25 protein-coding genes are annotated in these 14,311 nt (G+C 66.0%); all 25 read left to right on the top strand.

Annotated elements, in window-relative coordinates; all coding sequences use genetic code 11:
- Nucleotides 1-111: 111 nt before the first annotated feature.
- The 25 genes from rpsL (at nucleotide 112) to rplO (ending at nucleotide 14,310) form a co-directional block, all read left to right on the top strand.
- Nucleotides 112-486: a 30S ribosomal protein S12 gene (gene rpsL / locus WQ53_RS03770; RefSeq protein WP_013536001.1), complete on the top strand. Its 375-nt coding sequence runs from the start codon at nucleotides 112-114 to the stop codon at nucleotides 484-486.
- 15 nt (nucleotides 487-501) lie between these two features.
- Nucleotides 502-969 carry a 30S ribosomal protein S7 gene (gene rpsG / locus WQ53_RS03765; RefSeq protein ID WP_052630561.1) on the top strand — a complete coding sequence of 156 codons (468 nt, stop codon included), beginning with the start codon at nucleotides 502-504 and terminating at the stop codon, nucleotides 967-969.
- A gap of 135 nt (nucleotides 970-1,104) precedes the next feature.
- Complete coding sequence (gene fusA / locus WQ53_RS03760; protein WP_052630560.1) at nucleotides 1,105-3,234, top strand: elongation factor G; 2,130 nt, start codon at nucleotides 1,105-1,107, stop codon at nucleotides 3,232-3,234.
- Between the two features lie 93 nt (nucleotides 3,235-3,327).
- On the top strand, nucleotides 3,328-4,518 hold the full coding sequence (gene tuf / locus WQ53_RS03755) for an elongation factor Tu (RefSeq protein WP_052630558.1): 1,191 nt from the start codon (nucleotides 3,328-3,330) through the stop codon (nucleotides 4,516-4,518).
- A 325-nt stretch (nucleotides 4,519-4,843) separates the two neighbouring features.
- Nucleotides 4,844-5,155, top strand: coding sequence for a 30S ribosomal protein S10 (gene rpsJ, locus WQ53_RS03750; protein ID WP_052630556.1), 312 nt, complete (start codon nucleotides 4,844-4,846; stop codon nucleotides 5,153-5,155).
- A gap of 11 nt (nucleotides 5,156-5,166) precedes the next feature.
- Entirely contained in the window at nucleotides 5,167-5,817 is a 651-nt protein-coding gene (gene rplC / locus WQ53_RS03745; RefSeq protein WP_052630554.1) for a 50S ribosomal protein L3, read from the top strand.
- A gap of 11 nt (nucleotides 5,818-5,828) precedes the next feature.
- Entirely contained in the window at nucleotides 5,829-6,434 is a 606-nt protein-coding gene (gene rplD / locus WQ53_RS03740) for a 50S ribosomal protein L4 (protein ID WP_052630552.1), read from the top strand.
- On the top strand, nucleotides 6,431-6,730 hold the full coding sequence (gene rplW / locus WQ53_RS03735; RefSeq protein ID WP_013535994.1) for a 50S ribosomal protein L23: 300 nt from the start codon (nucleotides 6,431-6,433) through the stop codon (nucleotides 6,728-6,730). Before rplD ends, rplW begins: the two co-directional genes overlap by 4 nt.
- Nucleotides 6,731-6,740: 10 nt before the next feature.
- Nucleotides 6,741-7,568 (top strand): 50S ribosomal protein L2, encoded by an 828-nt coding sequence (gene rplB, locus WQ53_RS03730; protein ID WP_052630550.1) that lies wholly within the window; start codon nucleotides 6,741-6,743, stop codon nucleotides 7,566-7,568.
- Nucleotides 7,569-7,574: 6 nt separating this feature from the next.
- A complete protein-coding gene (gene rpsS, locus WQ53_RS03725) occupies nucleotides 7,575-7,841 on the top strand; it encodes a 30S ribosomal protein S19 (protein ID WP_052630548.1) in 267 nt (88 codons plus the stop codon).
- Nucleotides 7,842-7,853: 12 nt separating this feature from the next.
- Nucleotides 7,854-8,189, top strand: a complete 336-nt coding sequence (rplV, locus tag WQ53_RS03720) for a 50S ribosomal protein L22 (protein ID WP_028918209.1) — start codon at nucleotides 7,854-7,856, stop codon at nucleotides 8,187-8,189.
- A 1-nt stretch (nucleotide 8,190) separates the two neighbouring features.
- Nucleotides 8,191-8,919 (top strand): 30S ribosomal protein S3, encoded by a 729-nt coding sequence (gene rpsC, locus WQ53_RS03715; RefSeq protein ID WP_052630546.1) that lies wholly within the window; start codon nucleotides 8,191-8,193, stop codon nucleotides 8,917-8,919.
- Between the two features lie 5 nt (nucleotides 8,920-8,924).
- Nucleotides 8,925-9,338, top strand: a complete 414-nt coding sequence (gene rplP, locus WQ53_RS03710; RefSeq protein ID WP_052630544.1) for a 50S ribosomal protein L16 — start codon at nucleotides 8,925-8,927, stop codon at nucleotides 9,336-9,338.
- Nucleotides 9,338-9,526 carry a 50S ribosomal protein L29 gene (gene rpmC, locus WQ53_RS03705; RefSeq protein ID WP_052630541.1) on the top strand — a complete coding sequence of 63 codons (189 nt, stop codon included), beginning with the start codon at nucleotides 9,338-9,340 and terminating at the stop codon, nucleotides 9,524-9,526. The genes rplP and rpmC overlap by 1 nt, the downstream gene beginning before the upstream one ends.
- A gap of 12 nt (nucleotides 9,527-9,538) precedes the next feature.
- Nucleotides 9,539-9,805 (top strand): 30S ribosomal protein S17, encoded by a 267-nt coding sequence (rpsQ, locus tag WQ53_RS03700; RefSeq protein ID WP_052630539.1) that lies wholly within the window; start codon nucleotides 9,539-9,541, stop codon nucleotides 9,803-9,805.
- 14 nt (nucleotides 9,806-9,819) lie between these two features.
- Nucleotides 9,820-10,188, top strand: coding sequence for a 50S ribosomal protein L14 (gene rplN, locus WQ53_RS03695; RefSeq protein ID WP_052630536.1), 369 nt, complete (start codon nucleotides 9,820-9,822; stop codon nucleotides 10,186-10,188).
- Nucleotides 10,189-10,203: 15 nt separating this feature from the next.
- Nucleotides 10,204-10,521 (top strand): 50S ribosomal protein L24, encoded by a 318-nt coding sequence (rplX, locus tag WQ53_RS03690; RefSeq protein ID WP_052630534.1) that lies wholly within the window; start codon nucleotides 10,204-10,206, stop codon nucleotides 10,519-10,521.
- Nucleotides 10,522-10,532: 11 nt separating this feature from the next.
- Nucleotides 10,533-11,075 (top strand): 50S ribosomal protein L5, encoded by a 543-nt coding sequence (gene rplE / locus WQ53_RS03685; RefSeq protein ID WP_052630532.1) that lies wholly within the window; start codon nucleotides 10,533-10,535, stop codon nucleotides 11,073-11,075.
- Between the two features lie 11 nt (nucleotides 11,076-11,086).
- A complete protein-coding gene (gene rpsN, locus WQ53_RS03680) occupies nucleotides 11,087-11,392 on the top strand; it encodes a 30S ribosomal protein S14 (protein ID WP_052630529.1) in 306 nt (101 codons plus the stop codon).
- Between the two features lie 190 nt (nucleotides 11,393-11,582).
- Nucleotides 11,583-11,981: a 30S ribosomal protein S8 gene (gene rpsH / locus WQ53_RS03675; protein ID WP_052630528.1), complete on the top strand. Its 399-nt coding sequence runs from the start codon at nucleotides 11,583-11,585 to the stop codon at nucleotides 11,979-11,981.
- Nucleotides 11,982-12,000: 19 nt separating this feature from the next.
- On the top strand, nucleotides 12,001-12,528 hold the full coding sequence (gene rplF, locus WQ53_RS03670; protein ID WP_052630527.1) for a 50S ribosomal protein L6: 528 nt from the start codon (nucleotides 12,001-12,003) through the stop codon (nucleotides 12,526-12,528).
- Between the two features lie 98 nt (nucleotides 12,529-12,626).
- The gene (gene rplR / locus WQ53_RS03665) at nucleotides 12,627-12,983 is read left to right on the top strand and encodes a 50S ribosomal protein L18 (protein WP_052630525.1); all 357 of its coding nucleotides are present in this window, start codon (nucleotides 12,627-12,629) and stop codon (nucleotides 12,981-12,983) included.
- A gap of 152 nt (nucleotides 12,984-13,135) precedes the next feature.
- Entirely contained in the window at nucleotides 13,136-13,678 is a 543-nt protein-coding gene (gene rpsE, locus WQ53_RS03660; protein ID WP_052630523.1) for a 30S ribosomal protein S5, read from the top strand.
- The gene (gene rpmD / locus WQ53_RS03655) at nucleotides 13,671-13,862 is read left to right on the top strand and encodes a 50S ribosomal protein L30 (protein ID WP_052630521.1); all 192 of its coding nucleotides are present in this window, start codon (nucleotides 13,671-13,673) and stop codon (nucleotides 13,860-13,862) included. The genes rpsE and rpmD overlap by 8 nt, the downstream gene beginning before the upstream one ends.
- Nucleotides 13,863-13,872: 10 nt before the next feature.
- The gene (gene rplO / locus WQ53_RS03650; protein WP_052630519.1) at nucleotides 13,873-14,310 is read left to right on the top strand and encodes a 50S ribosomal protein L15; all 438 of its coding nucleotides are present in this window, start codon (nucleotides 13,873-13,875) and stop codon (nucleotides 14,308-14,310) included.
- Nucleotide 14,311 lies beyond the last annotated feature (1 nt).

Raw genomic sequence — 14,311 nt, 5'->3', positions numbered from 1 at the left:
CAGCCGACCGCTATAATTCCGCTTCTCGGCAGGCCGTCCTTCGGCCTGCCGTCGTTTTCATGTTCCTACCGGCCCCTCCTGTGCGGGGCCCCAAGCAGAAGAACCTTACCAATGGCGACAATCAACCAGCTGGTCCGCAAGCCGCGGCAGGCAGAGACCTACAAGAGTGCCTCGCCGGCGCTCGAGAAGTGCCCGCAGCGCCGTGGCGTCTGCACGCGCGTCTACACCACCACCCCGAAGAAGCCGAACTCGGCCCTGCGCAAGGTTGCCAAGGTGCGCCTGACCAACGGTTACGAGGTCATCTCGTACATCGGTGGCGAAGGCCACAACCTGCAGGAGCACTCGGTCGTCCTGATCCGCGGTGGCCGAGTCAAGGACCTGCCGGGTGTGCGTTACCACACCGTCCGTGGCTCGCTGGATGCCGCTGGCGTGACCAAGCGTCGCCAGGGCCGTTCGAAGTACGGCGCCAAGCGCCCGAAGAGCTAATCGAGGAAGCCCGACATGTCCCGTAAAGGTTCCACCCCCCAGCGCGCCGTCCTTCCCGATCCGAAGCACGGGAGCGAGACCATCGCCCGCTTCATCAACATGGTGATGAAGAGCGGCAAGAAGTCGATCGCCGAGAACATCGTGTACGACGCGATGGACGTCATCGGCGAGAAGAACCCCAACGCCATCGAGCTGGTACAGAAGGCGCTGGACAACGTTTCTCCGTCGGTCGAGGTCAAGTCGCGTCGCGTCGGCGGCGCCACCTACCAGGTGCCGGTCGAAGTGCGTTCGTCCCGCCGTCTGGCCCTGTCCATGCGCTGGCTGATCGACTCGGCCCGCAAGCGCGGCGAGAACACGATGGCCCGCAAGCTGGCCGCCGAGCTGATCGACGCCTCGGAGAACCGCGGCGGCGCCATCAAGAAGCGCGAAGAGACGCACCGCATGGCCGAGGCCAACAAGGCCTTCGCCCACTACCGCTGGTGATCCGGCCGGGCCCGTGACCGGGCCCGTACCGCGACCAGCCCGGGCGGCGCGGCGTCTCCGCGCCCCCGTCCCACGGAAGCCGGCGCCGTGCGCCGCTCCGTCATCCGAAAAGCCAAAAGCAAACGAGAGGCTCCCGTGGCCCGCACCACTCCCATCGAGCGTTACCGCAACTTCGGCATCATGGCCCACATCGATGCCGGCAAGACCACGACGTCCGAGCGCATCCTGTTCTACACCGGCAAGAGCCACAAGATCGGTGAAGTGCACGACGGCGCCGCGACCATGGACTGGATGGAGCAGGAGCAGGAGCGTGGCATCACGATCCAGTCCGCCGCCACGACCGCGTTCTGGAAGGGCATGGACAAGTCCCTGCCGGAGCACCGCTTCAACATCATCGACACCCCCGGGCACGTCGACTTCACCATCGAGGTCGAGCGTTCGCTGCGCGTGCTCGACGGCGCGGTGTTCGTGCTGTGCGCGGTCGGCGGCGTGCAGCCGCAGTCGGAGACCGTGTGGCGCCAGGCCAACAAGTACCACGTGCCGCGCATCGCGTTCGTCAACAAGATGGACCGCACCGGCGCCAACTTCTACAAGGTCCGCGACCAGCTGAAGTCGCGCCTGGGCGCCGTGCCGGTGCCGATGCAGGTGCCGATCGGCGCCGAGGACGGCTTCGAGGGCGTGGTCGACCTGCTCAAGATGAAGGCCATCCACTGGGATGTCGCCTCGCAGGGCCTGAACTTCGAATACCGCGAGATCCCGGCCGAGCTGCAGGCCCAGGCCGAGGAAGAGCGCGCGTTCATGGTCGAGTCCGCGGCCGAGGCCAACGAAGAGCTGATGAACAAGTACCTCGAGGAGGGCGACCTCACCGAGGAGGAGATCATCGGCGGCCTGCGCGCGCGCACCCTGGCCACCGAGATCGTGCCGATGTTCTGCGGCTCGGCGTTCAAGAACAAGGGCGTGCAGGCCATGCTGGACGGCGTGGTCAGCCTGCTGCCGTCGCCGGTGGACGTGCCGGCGGTGAAGGGCGTGGACGTCGACGACGAGACCAAGGAGCTGACCCGCGAGTCCAGCGACAAGGCCCCGTTCTCGGCGCTGGCGTTCAAGATCATGACCGACCCGTTCGTCGGCTCGCTGACCTTCTTCCGCGTCTACTCGGGCACCCTGAACGCCGGTGATGCCGTGCTGAACTCGGTCAAGGGCAAGAAGGAGCGCATCGGCCGCCTGCTGCAGATGCACTCCAACAACCGCGATGAGATCAAGGAAGTGCTGGCCGGCGACATCGCCGCCGCGGTGGGCCTGAAGGACGTCACCACCGGCGACACCCTGTGCTCGCAGGATGCGCCGATCGTCCTGGAGCGCATGGCGTTCCCGGAGCCGGTGATCTCGATGGCGGTCGAGCCGAAGACCAAGTCCGACCAGGAGAAGATGGGCAACGCCCTGAGCCGCCTGGCCCAGGAAGATCCCTCGTTCCGCGTCAAGACCGACGAGGAGTCGGGCCAGACGATCATCTCGGGCATGGGCGAGCTGCACCTGGACATCATCGTTGACCGCATGAAGCGCGAGTTCAACGTCGAGGCCAACGTCGGCAAGCCGCAGGTCGCCTACCGCGAGACCATCCGCCTGAGCGACGTCAAGTCGGACTACAAGCACGCCAAGCAGTCGGGCGGCAAGGGCCAGTACGGCCATGTCGTGATCGAGCTGTCGCCGATCAGCGATGCGGACCGCGAGAAGTACGCGGCCGACATCAAGGACGACTTCCTGTTCGTCAACGAGATCAGCGGTGGCGTGATCCCGAAGGAATTCATCCCGTCGGTCGAGAAGGGCATGCGCGAGACCATCACCAGCGGCCCACTGGCCGGCTTCCCGGTGGTGGGCGTGAAGGCCAAGCTGGTGTTCGGCTCGTACCACGACGTCGACTCCTCGGAAATGGCGTTCAAGCTGGCCGCCTCGATGGCGTTCAAGCAGGGCTTCGCCAAGGCCAAGCCGGTGCTGCTGGAGCCGATCATGAAGGTCGAGATCGTCAGCCCGGAGGACTACCTGGGCGACGTGATGGGCGACGTGAGCCGCCGCCGCGGCGTGCTGCAGGGCCAGGACGACAGCCCGTCGGGCAAGATCATCAACGCGATGATCCCGCTGGGCGAGATGTTCGGCTACGCGACCTCGCTGCGCTCGATGAGCCAGGGCCGCGCGACCTTCTCGATGGAGTTCGACCACTACGAGGAAGCGCCGAACAACATCGCCGAGACGGTGGTCAAGAAGGCGTGACTTGTGCGCCCATCCGTGGGCGCAAAAGCAAATCAAGAAGCGGCCATCCGTGGCCGCACTTCTCAAGAAAATCCAGTTAAAGAGGCATAGACAATGGCCAAGGGTAAGTTCGAGCGCACCAAGCCCCACGTGAACGTGGGCACGATCGGTCACGTGGACCACGGCAAGACGACGCTGACGGCGGCGCTGACGAAGATCGGCGCGGAGCGTTTTGGCGGCGAGTTCAAGGCGTACGACGCGATCGACGCGGCGCCGGAAGAGAAGGCGCGCGGCATTACGATTTCGACGGCGCACGTGGAATACGAATCGGCCACGCGCCACTACGCGCACGTGGACTGCCCGGGCCACGCCGACTACGTGAAGAACATGATCACCGGTGCGGCGCAGATGGACGGCGCGATCCTGGTGTGCTCGGCCGCTGACGGCCCGATGCCGCAGACGCGCGAGCACATCCTGCTGTCGCGCCAGGTGGGCGTGCCGTACATCGTGGTGTTCCTGAACAAGGCCGACATGGTGGACGACGCCGAGCTGCTGGAGCTGGTGGAGATGGAAGTCCGCGAGCTGCTGAGCAAGTACGAGTTCCCGGGCGACGACACCCCGATCATTGCCGGTTCGGCGCGCCTGGCGCTGGAAGGCGACCAGTCGGACATTGGTGTGCCGTCGATCCTGAAGCTGGTGGAAGCGCTGGACAGCTGGATCCCGCTGCCGGAGCGCGACGTGGACAAGCCGTTCCTGATGCCGGTGGAAGACGTGTTCTCGATCTCGGGCCGCGGCACCGTGGTGACCGGCCGTATCGAGCGCGGCATCATCAAGGTGGGCGACGAAATCGAGATCGTGGGCATCCGTCCGACGCAGAAGACCACGGTCACCGGCGTGGAGATGTTCCGCAAGCTGCTGGACCAGGGCCAGGCGGGCGACAATGCGGGCCTGCTGCTGCGCGGCACCAAGCGTGACGACGTGGAGCGCGGCCAGGTGCTGGCCAAGCCCGGTTCGATCACCCCGCACACCGAGTTCGAGGCCGAGGTGTACGTGCTGTCGAAGGAAGAGGGCGGCCGTCACACCCCGTTCTTCAAGGGTTACCGTCCGCAGTTCTACTTCCGCACCACCGACATCACCGGCGCGGTTCAGCTGCCGGAGGGTGTGGAGATGGTGATGCCGGGCGACAACGTGAAGATGGTGGTCACGCTGATCAACCCGGTGGCGATGGACGAGGGCCTGCGCTTCGCGATCCGCGAGGGCGGCCGTACCGTCGGCGCCGGCGTGGTGGCCAAGATCATCAAGTAATTCAGTAGTTTACGGTCGCCACTCCCTGGGTGGGTGGCGGCCCTACAGCGAAAAGAGGCACAGGACGTGCCTCGTGTTCGCCGGACAGGGAAGGGTCGCGTGACGTACCGCGCGTGGCAGCCTCACAGGCTGTTGACGCGCCTGTTTACGCGTTCTATACTTTTCCGTCTGGGCAGACCGGCTTGCTGGTCTGCCCGCGCTTTTGGGGTTGGCCGCCGGCCAGCACCCGCCCGCCGACAACCTCGGCCGGGCGAGCCAGGAACCTATACCGGGGCAGGCATCCCAGAGGCCGCGCCCGTCGCTCTTTTAACGAAGGAACTCCGTCATGGCGGACCAAAAGATCCGGATTCGGCTCAAGGCGTTCGATCACCGTTTGATCGACCGTTCGGCCAGCGAGATCGTCGAGACGGCCAAGAGGACCGGCGCGCAGGTGCGTGGCCCGATCCCGCTGCCGACCAAGATCGAACGTTACACCGTTCTCGTCTCCCCGCATGCCGACAAGGATGCGCGCGACCAGTACGAGACCCGCACGCACAAGCGCGTGCTCGACATCGTCGACCCCAACGACAAGACCGTGGACGCGCTGATGAAGCTCGAACTCGCGGCTGGCGTCGACGTCCAGATCAAGCTCGCCTGAGGACTGCCGACATGACGAAGAAGTATTCGTTGGGTCTGGTCGGCCGCAAGGCCGGCATGAGCCGCGTGTTCACCGACGATGGCCGTTCCATCCCGGTGACGCTGATCGAGGCCACCCCGAACCGCATCACCCAGATCAAGACCGTCGAGGCCGATGGCTACAGCGCCGTCCAGGTGACGGCCGGTACCCGCCGCGCCGCGCTGGTCAACAAGCCGCTGGCCGGGCACTACGCCAAGGCCAAGGTCGAGGCCGGCCGTGGCCTGTGGGAGTTCCGCGTCGCCGACGACAAGCTCGGTGACTTCGCCGTTGGTGGCGAGATCAAGGCCGACATCTTCGAGGTCGGCCAGATCGTCGACGTCCAGGGCGTGACCAAGGGCAAGGGCTTCCAGGGCACGATCAAGCGCCACAACTTCACCATGGGCGACGCCACCCACGGCAACTCGCTGTCGCACCGCTCGCCGGGCTCCATCGGTCAGCGCCAGACGCCGGGTCGCGTGTTCCCGGGCAAGAAGATGTCCGGCCACATGGGTGCCGAGGTCCAGAGCGCGCAGAACCTGGAAGTGGTTCGCGTCGATGCCGAGCGCGGCCTGATCGCCGTCCGCGGCGCCGTCCCGGGTGCCCCGGGTGGCGACGTGGTCGTGCGCCCGGCGAGCAAGGCGTAAGGAGAAACACGATGGAACTCACCATTACGGGTAGCGCCAACACCCTGTCGGTCTCCGACGAAGTGTTCGGCCGCGAATTCAGCCAGGACCTGGTCCACCAGGTCGTGGTCGCCTACCGCAACGCCGGTCGCGCCGGCACCAAGGCGCAGAAGACCCGCGCCGAGGTCGCCGGCACCACCAAGAAGTCGAAGAAGCAGAAGGGCGGCGGCGCGCGTCATGGCGCGCTGACGGCTCCGATCTTCGTCGGCGGCGGCGTGACCTTCGCGGCCAAGCCGCGCAGCTTCGCGCAGAAGGTCAACCGCAAGATGTACCGCGCGGCGATCAGCTCGATCCTGTCCGAGCTCAACCGCCAGGGCCGGCTGAAGGTCGTCGATTCGTTCGACGTCGAGGCGGTCAAGACCAGCGCGCTGGTCGAGAAGCTGGCCGGTTTCGAGCTGGGCAAGCGCCCGCTGATCGTCACCGAGGACGCCTCGGAGAACCTGTTCCTGTCGGCCCGCAACCTGCCGTACGTGCAGGTCCGCGACGTGCAGGGCCTGGATCCGGTCGCCCTGGTCGGCGCCGATTCCGTGCTGATCACCGCCGATGCGGTCAAGAAGGTCGAGGAGTGGCTGGCATGAGCACCAACGAGAAAGTTTTCAGCGTGCTGCTTGCACCGCGCGTCTCCGAGAAGACCGCGCGCCTGCAGGAAGTCAGCAACCAGTACGTGTTCGAAGTTTCGAACGACGCCACCAAGGCCGACGTCAAGGCCGCCGTGGAGCAGCTGTTCGACGTCAAGGTCGAGTCGGTCAACGTCGTCAACGTGAAGGGCAAGAACAAGTCCTTCCGCTTCCGTTCCGGTCGCCGCGGCGACTGGCGTAAGGCGTACGTGCGCCTGGCCGACGGCCAGAGCATCGACGTGTCCGCCAAGGCCTGAGGGTAAACCCATGCCATTGATGAAGTTCAAGCCCACCTCTGCCGGCCGCCGTTCCGCGGTCCGCGTGGTCACGCCCGACCTGCACAAGGGTGCTCCGCACGCCGCGCTGATCGAGAAGCAGAGCAAGTCCGGTGGTCGCAACCACCACGGCCGCATCACCACCCGCCACGTCGGCGGCGGCCACAAGCAGCACTACCGCCTGATCGACTTCAAGCGGAACAAGGAAGGCATCGTCGCGCGCGTCGAGCGGATCGAGTACGACCCGAACCGCACCGCGCACATCGCCCTGCTGTGCTACGCCGACGGCGAGCGCCGCTACATCATCGCGCCGAAGGGCCTGAAGGCCGGCGACCAGGTTATCGCGGGTTCGGATGCGCCGATCAAGGCCGGCAACACCCTGCCGCTGCGCAACATCCCGGTCGGCACCACGGTGCATTGCATCGAGCTCAAGCCGGGCAAGGGCGCGCAGATCGCCCGCGCCGCCGGCGCCGGCGTGCAGCTGGTCGCCCGCGAGGGTACCTACGCGCTGCTGCGCCTGCGTTCGGGCGAGATGCGCAAGGTGCCGGCCGAGTGCCGCGCCACCATCGGCGAGGTCGGCAACGACGAGCACAACCTGGAGAAGCTGGGCAAGGCCGGCGCCAAGCGCTGGCGCGGCGTCAAGCCGACCGTCCGCGGCGCGGCCATGAACCCGGTCGACCACCCGCACGGTGGCGGCGAGGCCAAGGCCGGCCAGGGCAACCCGCATCCGGTCACCCCGTGGGGCGTGCCGACCAAGGGTTACAAGACGCGCAGCAACAAGCGCACCCAGCAGTTCATCGTCCGTGATCGTAGGGGCTAATCGACCATGCCACGTTCCCTCAAGAAAGGCCCGTTCGTCGATCACCACCTGGTCAAGAAGGTGGAGGCTGCGGGCGGTACAAAAAAGCCGATCAAGACCTGGTCGCGCCGTTCCATGATCCTGCCTGAAATGGTGGGTTTCACCATCGCCGTGCACAACGGCAAGAACCATGTCCCGGTCCTCGTGAACGAGAACATGGTCGGCCACAAGCTCGGCGAGTTCGCCGTCACCCGGACCTTCAAGGGTCACGGCGGCGACAAGAAGTCGAAGTAAGGAGAGATGACCATGGAAGCGAAAGCCATCCTGCGCACCGCGCGCATCTCCCCGCAGAAGGCCCGCCTGGTCGCCGACCAGGTGCGTGGCCTGCCGGCCGAACGCGCCGTCAACCTGCTGAAGTTCTCCGACAAGAAGGCCGCCGCCCTGATCAAGAAGGTGGTGGAGTCGGCGATCGCCAACGCCGAGAACAACCAGGGCGCCGACGTCGACGCGCTCAAGGTCAAGACCATCATGGTCGACGAAGGTCCGACGCTGAAGCGCTTCATGGCGCGTGCGAAGGGCCGCGGCACCCGCATCCTGAAGCGGACCAGCCACATCACCGTCGTCGTGGGAGAGGGCAAGTAATATGGGTCACAAAGTTCACCCCATCGGCATCCGTCTTGGCATCGCCAAGGACTGGAACTCCAAGTGGTACGCCGACAAGGGCGAGTACGCCCAATACCTGGCGGCCGACCTGAAGGTGCGCGAGATGCTGCGCAAGAAGCTGGCGCAGGCCGGGATCAGCAAGATCCTGATCGAGCGTCCGGCCAAGACCGCGCGCGTCACGATCCACACCGCCCGCCCGGGCGTGGTGATCGGCAAGCGCGGCGAGGACATCGAGAAGCTGCGCAAGGAAGTCAGCGCGCTGATGGGCGTCCCGGCGCACATCAACGTGACCGAGGTCCGCAAGCCGGAGCTTGACGCGCAGCTGGTCGCCGAGTCGATCGCGCAGCAGCTCGAGCGCCGCATCATGTTCCGCCGCGCGATGAAGCGCGCCGTCGGCAACGCGATGCGCCTGGGCGCGCTGGGCATCAAGGTCAACGTCGCCGGTCGCCTCAACGGCGCCGAGATCGCCCGCTCGGAGTGGTACCGCGAAGGCCGCGTGCCGCTGCACACCCTGCGCGCGGACATCGACTACGGCTTCGCCGAGGCGCACACCACCTACGGCGTGATCGGCATCAAGGTATGGGTCTACAAGGGCGAGATCTTCGACTTCGCCCAGGTCGGACAGGAGAAGCAGGAAGAAGCCAGCAGCCCGCGCCCCGAGCGTGGTGACCGCGAGCGTCCCTCCCGTCCCGCACGTGAAGCGAGGTAACGGCGATGTTGCAACCCAAGCGAACCAAGTACCGCAAGCAGTTCAAGGGCCGTAACGACGGCCTGAGCTGGAGCGCCAACGCCGTTTCCTTCGGCGAGTACGGCCTGAAGGCCACCGCCCACGGCCGCCTGACCGCGCGCCAGATCGAGGCGGCCCGCCGCACGATCAGCCGTTACGTCAAGCGTGGCGGCAAGATGTGGATCCGCGTGTTCCCGGACAAGCCGATCACCCAGAAGCCGATCGAAGTCCGCATGGGCTCGGGCAAGGGCAACGTCGAGTACTGGGTGGCCCAGATCCAGCCCGGCCGCATGATCTATGAAATCGAGGGTGTGCCGGAGGAGCAGGCGCGCGAGGCGTTCCGCCTGGCGGCGGCCAAGCTCTCGGTCACCACCACCTTCGTGACCCGTACGGTGCGCTAATGGCTACGATCAACGAACTCCGCGAAAAGTCGGCCGACGAGCTGAAGGCCCACCTGCTGGACCTGCGCAAGGAGCAGTTCTCCCTGCGCATGCAGCGGGCGACCGGTCAGCAGTCGAAGACCCACGAAACCCGCCAGGTGCGCCGCGAGATCGCTCGCGTGAAGACCCTGCTCGGCAGCAACCAGTAAGGGATCGCAGCGATGAGCGACAACAACGAAAAGACGCTGCGCACGGTCGAAGGCCGCGTGGTCAGCAACAAGATGGACAAGACGGTGACCGTCCTGGTCGAGCGTCAGGTCAAGCACGCCCTGTACGGCAAGTACATCAAGCGCTCGACCAAGCTCCACGCCCACGATGCGGACAACAGCTGCAACGAGGGCGACGTGGTGCGCGTGACCGAAATCGCGCCGCTGTCCAAGACCAAGAACTGGCGGGTGGTGGAAATCGTCACCCGCTCGGCCGAATAAGGGAGATCTGAATCATGATCCAGATGCAGAGCTACCTCGACGTGGCCGACAACTCCGGCGCCAAGGAACTGATGTGCATCAAGGTGCTCGGCGGCTCCAAGCGTCGCTATGCGGGCATCGGTGACATCATCAAGGTGACCGTCAAGGACGCGATCCCGCGCGGCAAGGTCAAGAAGGGCGAGGTCTACGACGCCGTCGTGGTCCGCACCCGCAAGGGCGTCCGTCGTGCTGACGGTTCGCTGATCCGCTTCGATGGCAACGCTGCCGTCCTGCTGAACAACAAGCAGGAGCCGATCGGTACCCGTATCTTCGGACCGGTGACCCGCGAGCTGCGTTCCGAGAAGTTCATGAAGATCGTCTCGCTCGCACCCGAAGTGCTGTGAGCGGAGGAAGCAGACATGGCTAACCGTATCAAGAAGGGCGACCAGGTGGTCGTCACGACCGGCAAGGACAAGGGCAAGCAGGGCGAGGTGGTGCGCGTGGACGGCGACCGTGTGGTCGTGTCCAACATCAACCTGGTCAAGCGGCACACCAAGCCGAATCCGCAGGCGGGCGTCGCCGGCGGCGTGGTCGAGCGCGAAGCTTCGATCCACATTTCCAACGTCATGCCGCTCAACCCCGCCACCGGCAAGGGCGAGCGCATCGGTTTCAAGGTCCTGGAGGATGGACGCAAACTGCGTGTGTTCCGCTCCAGTGGTGAGGCGCTCGACGCCTGAGGAATGAAGCAATGACCACGCGGCTCGAAAAGATCTACAAGGAACAGGTGGTGCCGGCTCTCATGGAGAAGTTCGGCTACACCAATCCGATGCAAGTCCCCAAGCTCGTCAAGATCACGCTGAACATGGGCGTGGGCGAAGCGGCTGCCAACAAGAAGGTGCTGGAGAACGCGGTCGCCGACCTGGCCAAGGTCGCCGGCCAGAAGCCGGTGACCACCAAGGCCCGCGTCTCGGTGGCGTCGTTCAAGATCCGCGACGGCTGGCCGATCGGCTGCAAGGTCACCCTGCGCCGCCGCCAGATGTTCGAGTTCCTGGACCGCCTGATCAGCGTCTCGCTGCCGCGCGTGCGCGACTTCCGTGGCGTGTCCGGCCGTTCGTTCGATGGCCGCGGCAACTTCAACATGGGCGTGAAGGAGCAGATCATCTTCCCGGAGATCGACTTCGACGCCGTCGACGCGATCCGCGGCATGGATATCGCCATCACCACGACCGCCAAGACCGACGCAGAAGCCAAGGCGCTGCTCGAGGCGTTCAAGTTCCCGTTCCGTAACTAAGGGTTAGAGACATGGCAAAGACCTCCATGGTCAACCGCGACGTGAAGCGGGAAAAGCTGGCCAAGAAGTACGCGGCCAAGCGCGACGCCCTGAAGAAGGTCATCGCGAGCCCGACCGCGTCGTACGACGAGAAGGCCGACGCGGTGACCAAGCTGCAGAAGCTGCCGCGCGACTCCTCGCCGAGCCGCCAGCGCAACCGCTGCGAGCTGTCCGGCCGTCCGCGCGGCGTCTACAGCAAGTTCGGCCTGGGCCGCAACAAGCTGCGCGAGGCCACCATGCGCGGCGACGTGCCGGGCCTGCGCAAGGCCAGCTGGTAAGGCGAAGGGCAGGGCGGCCCGGCCGCCCCGTCCCGGTACTACCCGGAGGAACCGGCCCACAAGGCCGGTTTTATCCGCTATAATTTTCTGCTTCACCCGGCCCGCCCGGGCTGAGGCAAGGCCCCGGCCTCTCCCGGGACACAATCCAGATTTCGCGAAAGCGGATATCGGTGCACTCAAGGAACCACTCATGAGCATGACTGATCCCATCGCCGACATGCTGGTCCGCATCAAGAATGCGGCCGCTGTAGGCAAGCCGACGGTGAAGCTGCCGTCCTCCAAGATCAAGGTCGCCATCGCCACCGTCCTGAAGGACGAGGGCTACATCGCCGACCTGCGCGTCGTCCCGGCCGAGAACAACAAGGCCGAACTCGAGATCGTGCTGAAGTACTTCGAGGGCCGTCCGGTCATCGAGCAGCTCAAGCGCGCCTCGCGCTCGGGCCTGCGCCTGTACCGCGGCAAGAGCGACCTGCCGAAGGTCCTCGGCGGCCTCGGCGTGGCCATCATCTCCACCTCCCAGGGCATCATGACCGACAAGCAGGCGCGCAATGCCGGCGTGGGCGGCGAAGTCCTGTGCTACGTGGCCTAATCGAAGGAGTACGACGACCATGTCCCGCGTAGCCAAGAAGCCGGTCGCCCTGCCCAAGGGCGTCGAACTGAACATCCAGGACACCAGCGTCAGCGCCAAGGGTCCGAAGGGCACGCTGTCGCTGGCCAAGCCGGCCGGCGTGCAGATCGCCGTCGAGGACGGCAACGCCGTGCTGTCGGCCAACGACCCGTCGCTGGTCCCGCTGACCGGCACCGTCCGCGCCATCCTGGCCAACATGGTCAAGGGCGTGTCCGAGGGCTTCGAGCGCAAGCTCGAGCTGGTCGGCGTGGGTTACCGCGCCGCCATGCAGGGCAAGGACCTGAGCCTGTCGCTGGGCTTCTCGCACCCGGTCGTGTTCCAGGCGCCGGAAGGCATCACCCTGGTCACCCCGACCCAGACCGAGATCCTGGTGCAGGGCGCCGACAAGCAGCGCGTCGGTGAAGTCGCGGCCAAGATCCGCGGTTTCCGTCCGCCGGAGCCCTACAAGGGCAAGGGCGTGAAGTACTCCGACGAAGTCATCATCCGCAAGGAAGCCAAGAAGGCGTAAGTGTTCGCGGGTCCATCCGCAGGAGCCCGGCCATGCATGGCCGGACTTTCCAATGCAAAGGCCCGCACCATCCTTCAGCTTCCACGAGGTAAACACACATGAGCATCAAGAACGACGCCCGTCTGCGCCGCGCCAAGTCCACCCGGGCCCACATCCGCAAGCTCGGCGTGCCGCGCCTGTCGGTGCTGCGCACCGGCCAGCACCTGTATGCGCAGCTGTTCACCGCCGATGGCGCCAAGGTCATCGCGGCCGCCAACACCCTGCAGGCCGACGTCAAGGAAGGCCTGAAGAGCGGCAAGAACACCGACGCCGCCGCCAAGGTCGGCAAGCTGATCGCCGAGCGCGCCAAGGCGGCGGGCATCGAGAAGGTCGCCTTCGACCGCTCGGGCTACCGCTTCCACGGCCGCATCAAGGCGCTGGCCGACGCCGCCCGCGAAGGCGGCCTGCAGTTCTGATCCAGCGGGCCCGCTGCGGCGGGCCCCGTCCTGCCGGCACAGGTAGTGCCGGGCGCCGTCCTCCTTCTGCGGGGGCGTGACGCGACACCGCGACAGCCCACAACCATAAGCGGCCCGAGCCGTACATATCCAGACAACCAAGGAATACAGAAATGGCAGAAGAGCGTCAGCCGCGGGGCCGCGATCGCGACCGCAACCGCGAAGAGAAAGTCGACGACGGCATGATCGAGAAGCTGGTCGCGGTCAACCGCGTCAGCAAGACCGTCAAGGGCGGCCGCCAGTTCACCTTCACCGCGCTGACCGTGGTCGGCGACGGCGACGGCAAGGTCGGTTTCGGCTACGGCAAGGCCCGCGAGGTCCCGGTCGCCATCCAGAAGTCGATGGAGTACGCGCGCAAGGGCATGCTCAACGTCGACCTGAACAACGGCACCCTGTGGCACCCGGTCAAGGCCGGCCACGGCGCGGCGCGCGTGTTCATGCAGCCGGCGTCCGAGGGTACCGGCGTGATCGCCGGTGGTGCGATGCGCGCCGTCCTGGAAGCGGTCGGCGTCAAGAACGTGCTGGCCAAGGCCGTCGGTTCGCGCAACCCGATCAACCTGGTCCGCGCCACCCTGAAGGGCCTGGAAGCCATGCAGTCGCCGACCCGCATTGCGGCCAAGCGCGGCAAGAAGGCGGAGGAACTCCTCAATGGCTAACGAGTCCAACAAGACCGTCAAGGTGCGCCTGGTGCGCGGCCTGCGCGGCACCCAGTCCCGCCACCGCCTGTCGGTAAAGGCCCTGGGCCTGAACAAGCTCAACGACGTGCGCGAGCTGAAGGACAGCCCGCAGGTCCGCGGGCTCATCAACCAGCTGCACTATCTGGTGCGGGTCGAGGAGTAAGGAGAATCCCATGCGTCTGAATACTCTCAAGCCCGCCGACGGCGCCCGCCAGGAGCGGACCCGCGTCGGCCGCGGCATCGGTTCGGGCCTCGGCAAGACCGCTGGCCGCGGTCACAAGGGTTCGTTCGCGCGCGCCGGCAAGGGCAAGATCAAGGCCGGCTTCGAAGGCGGCCAGACCCCGATGCAGCGTCGTCTGCCGAAGGTCGGCTTCCGCTCGATGTCGGCCAAGGACACCGCCGAGGTGCTGCTGTACAAGCTGGCGCTGGTCGAGGGCGACACCGTCGACTTCGCCGCGCTGAAGGCGGCCAAGCTGGTGCCGTCCACCGCCAAGCGCGCCAAGATCGTCAAGAAGGGTGAACTGTCGCGCAAGCTGACCATCAAGGGCGTGCAGGTGACCGCGGGTGCCAAGACCGCGATCGAAGCCGCCGGCGGCAGCATCGAGGAGTAAG

The organism is Pseudoxanthomonas suwonensis, assembly GCF_000972865.1.
GTDB classification, from domain to species: domain Bacteria; phylum Pseudomonadota; class Gammaproteobacteria; order Xanthomonadales; family Xanthomonadaceae; genus Pseudoxanthomonas; species Pseudoxanthomonas suwonensis_B.
This window is presented reverse-complemented; position numbering and strand designations above follow the sequence as displayed.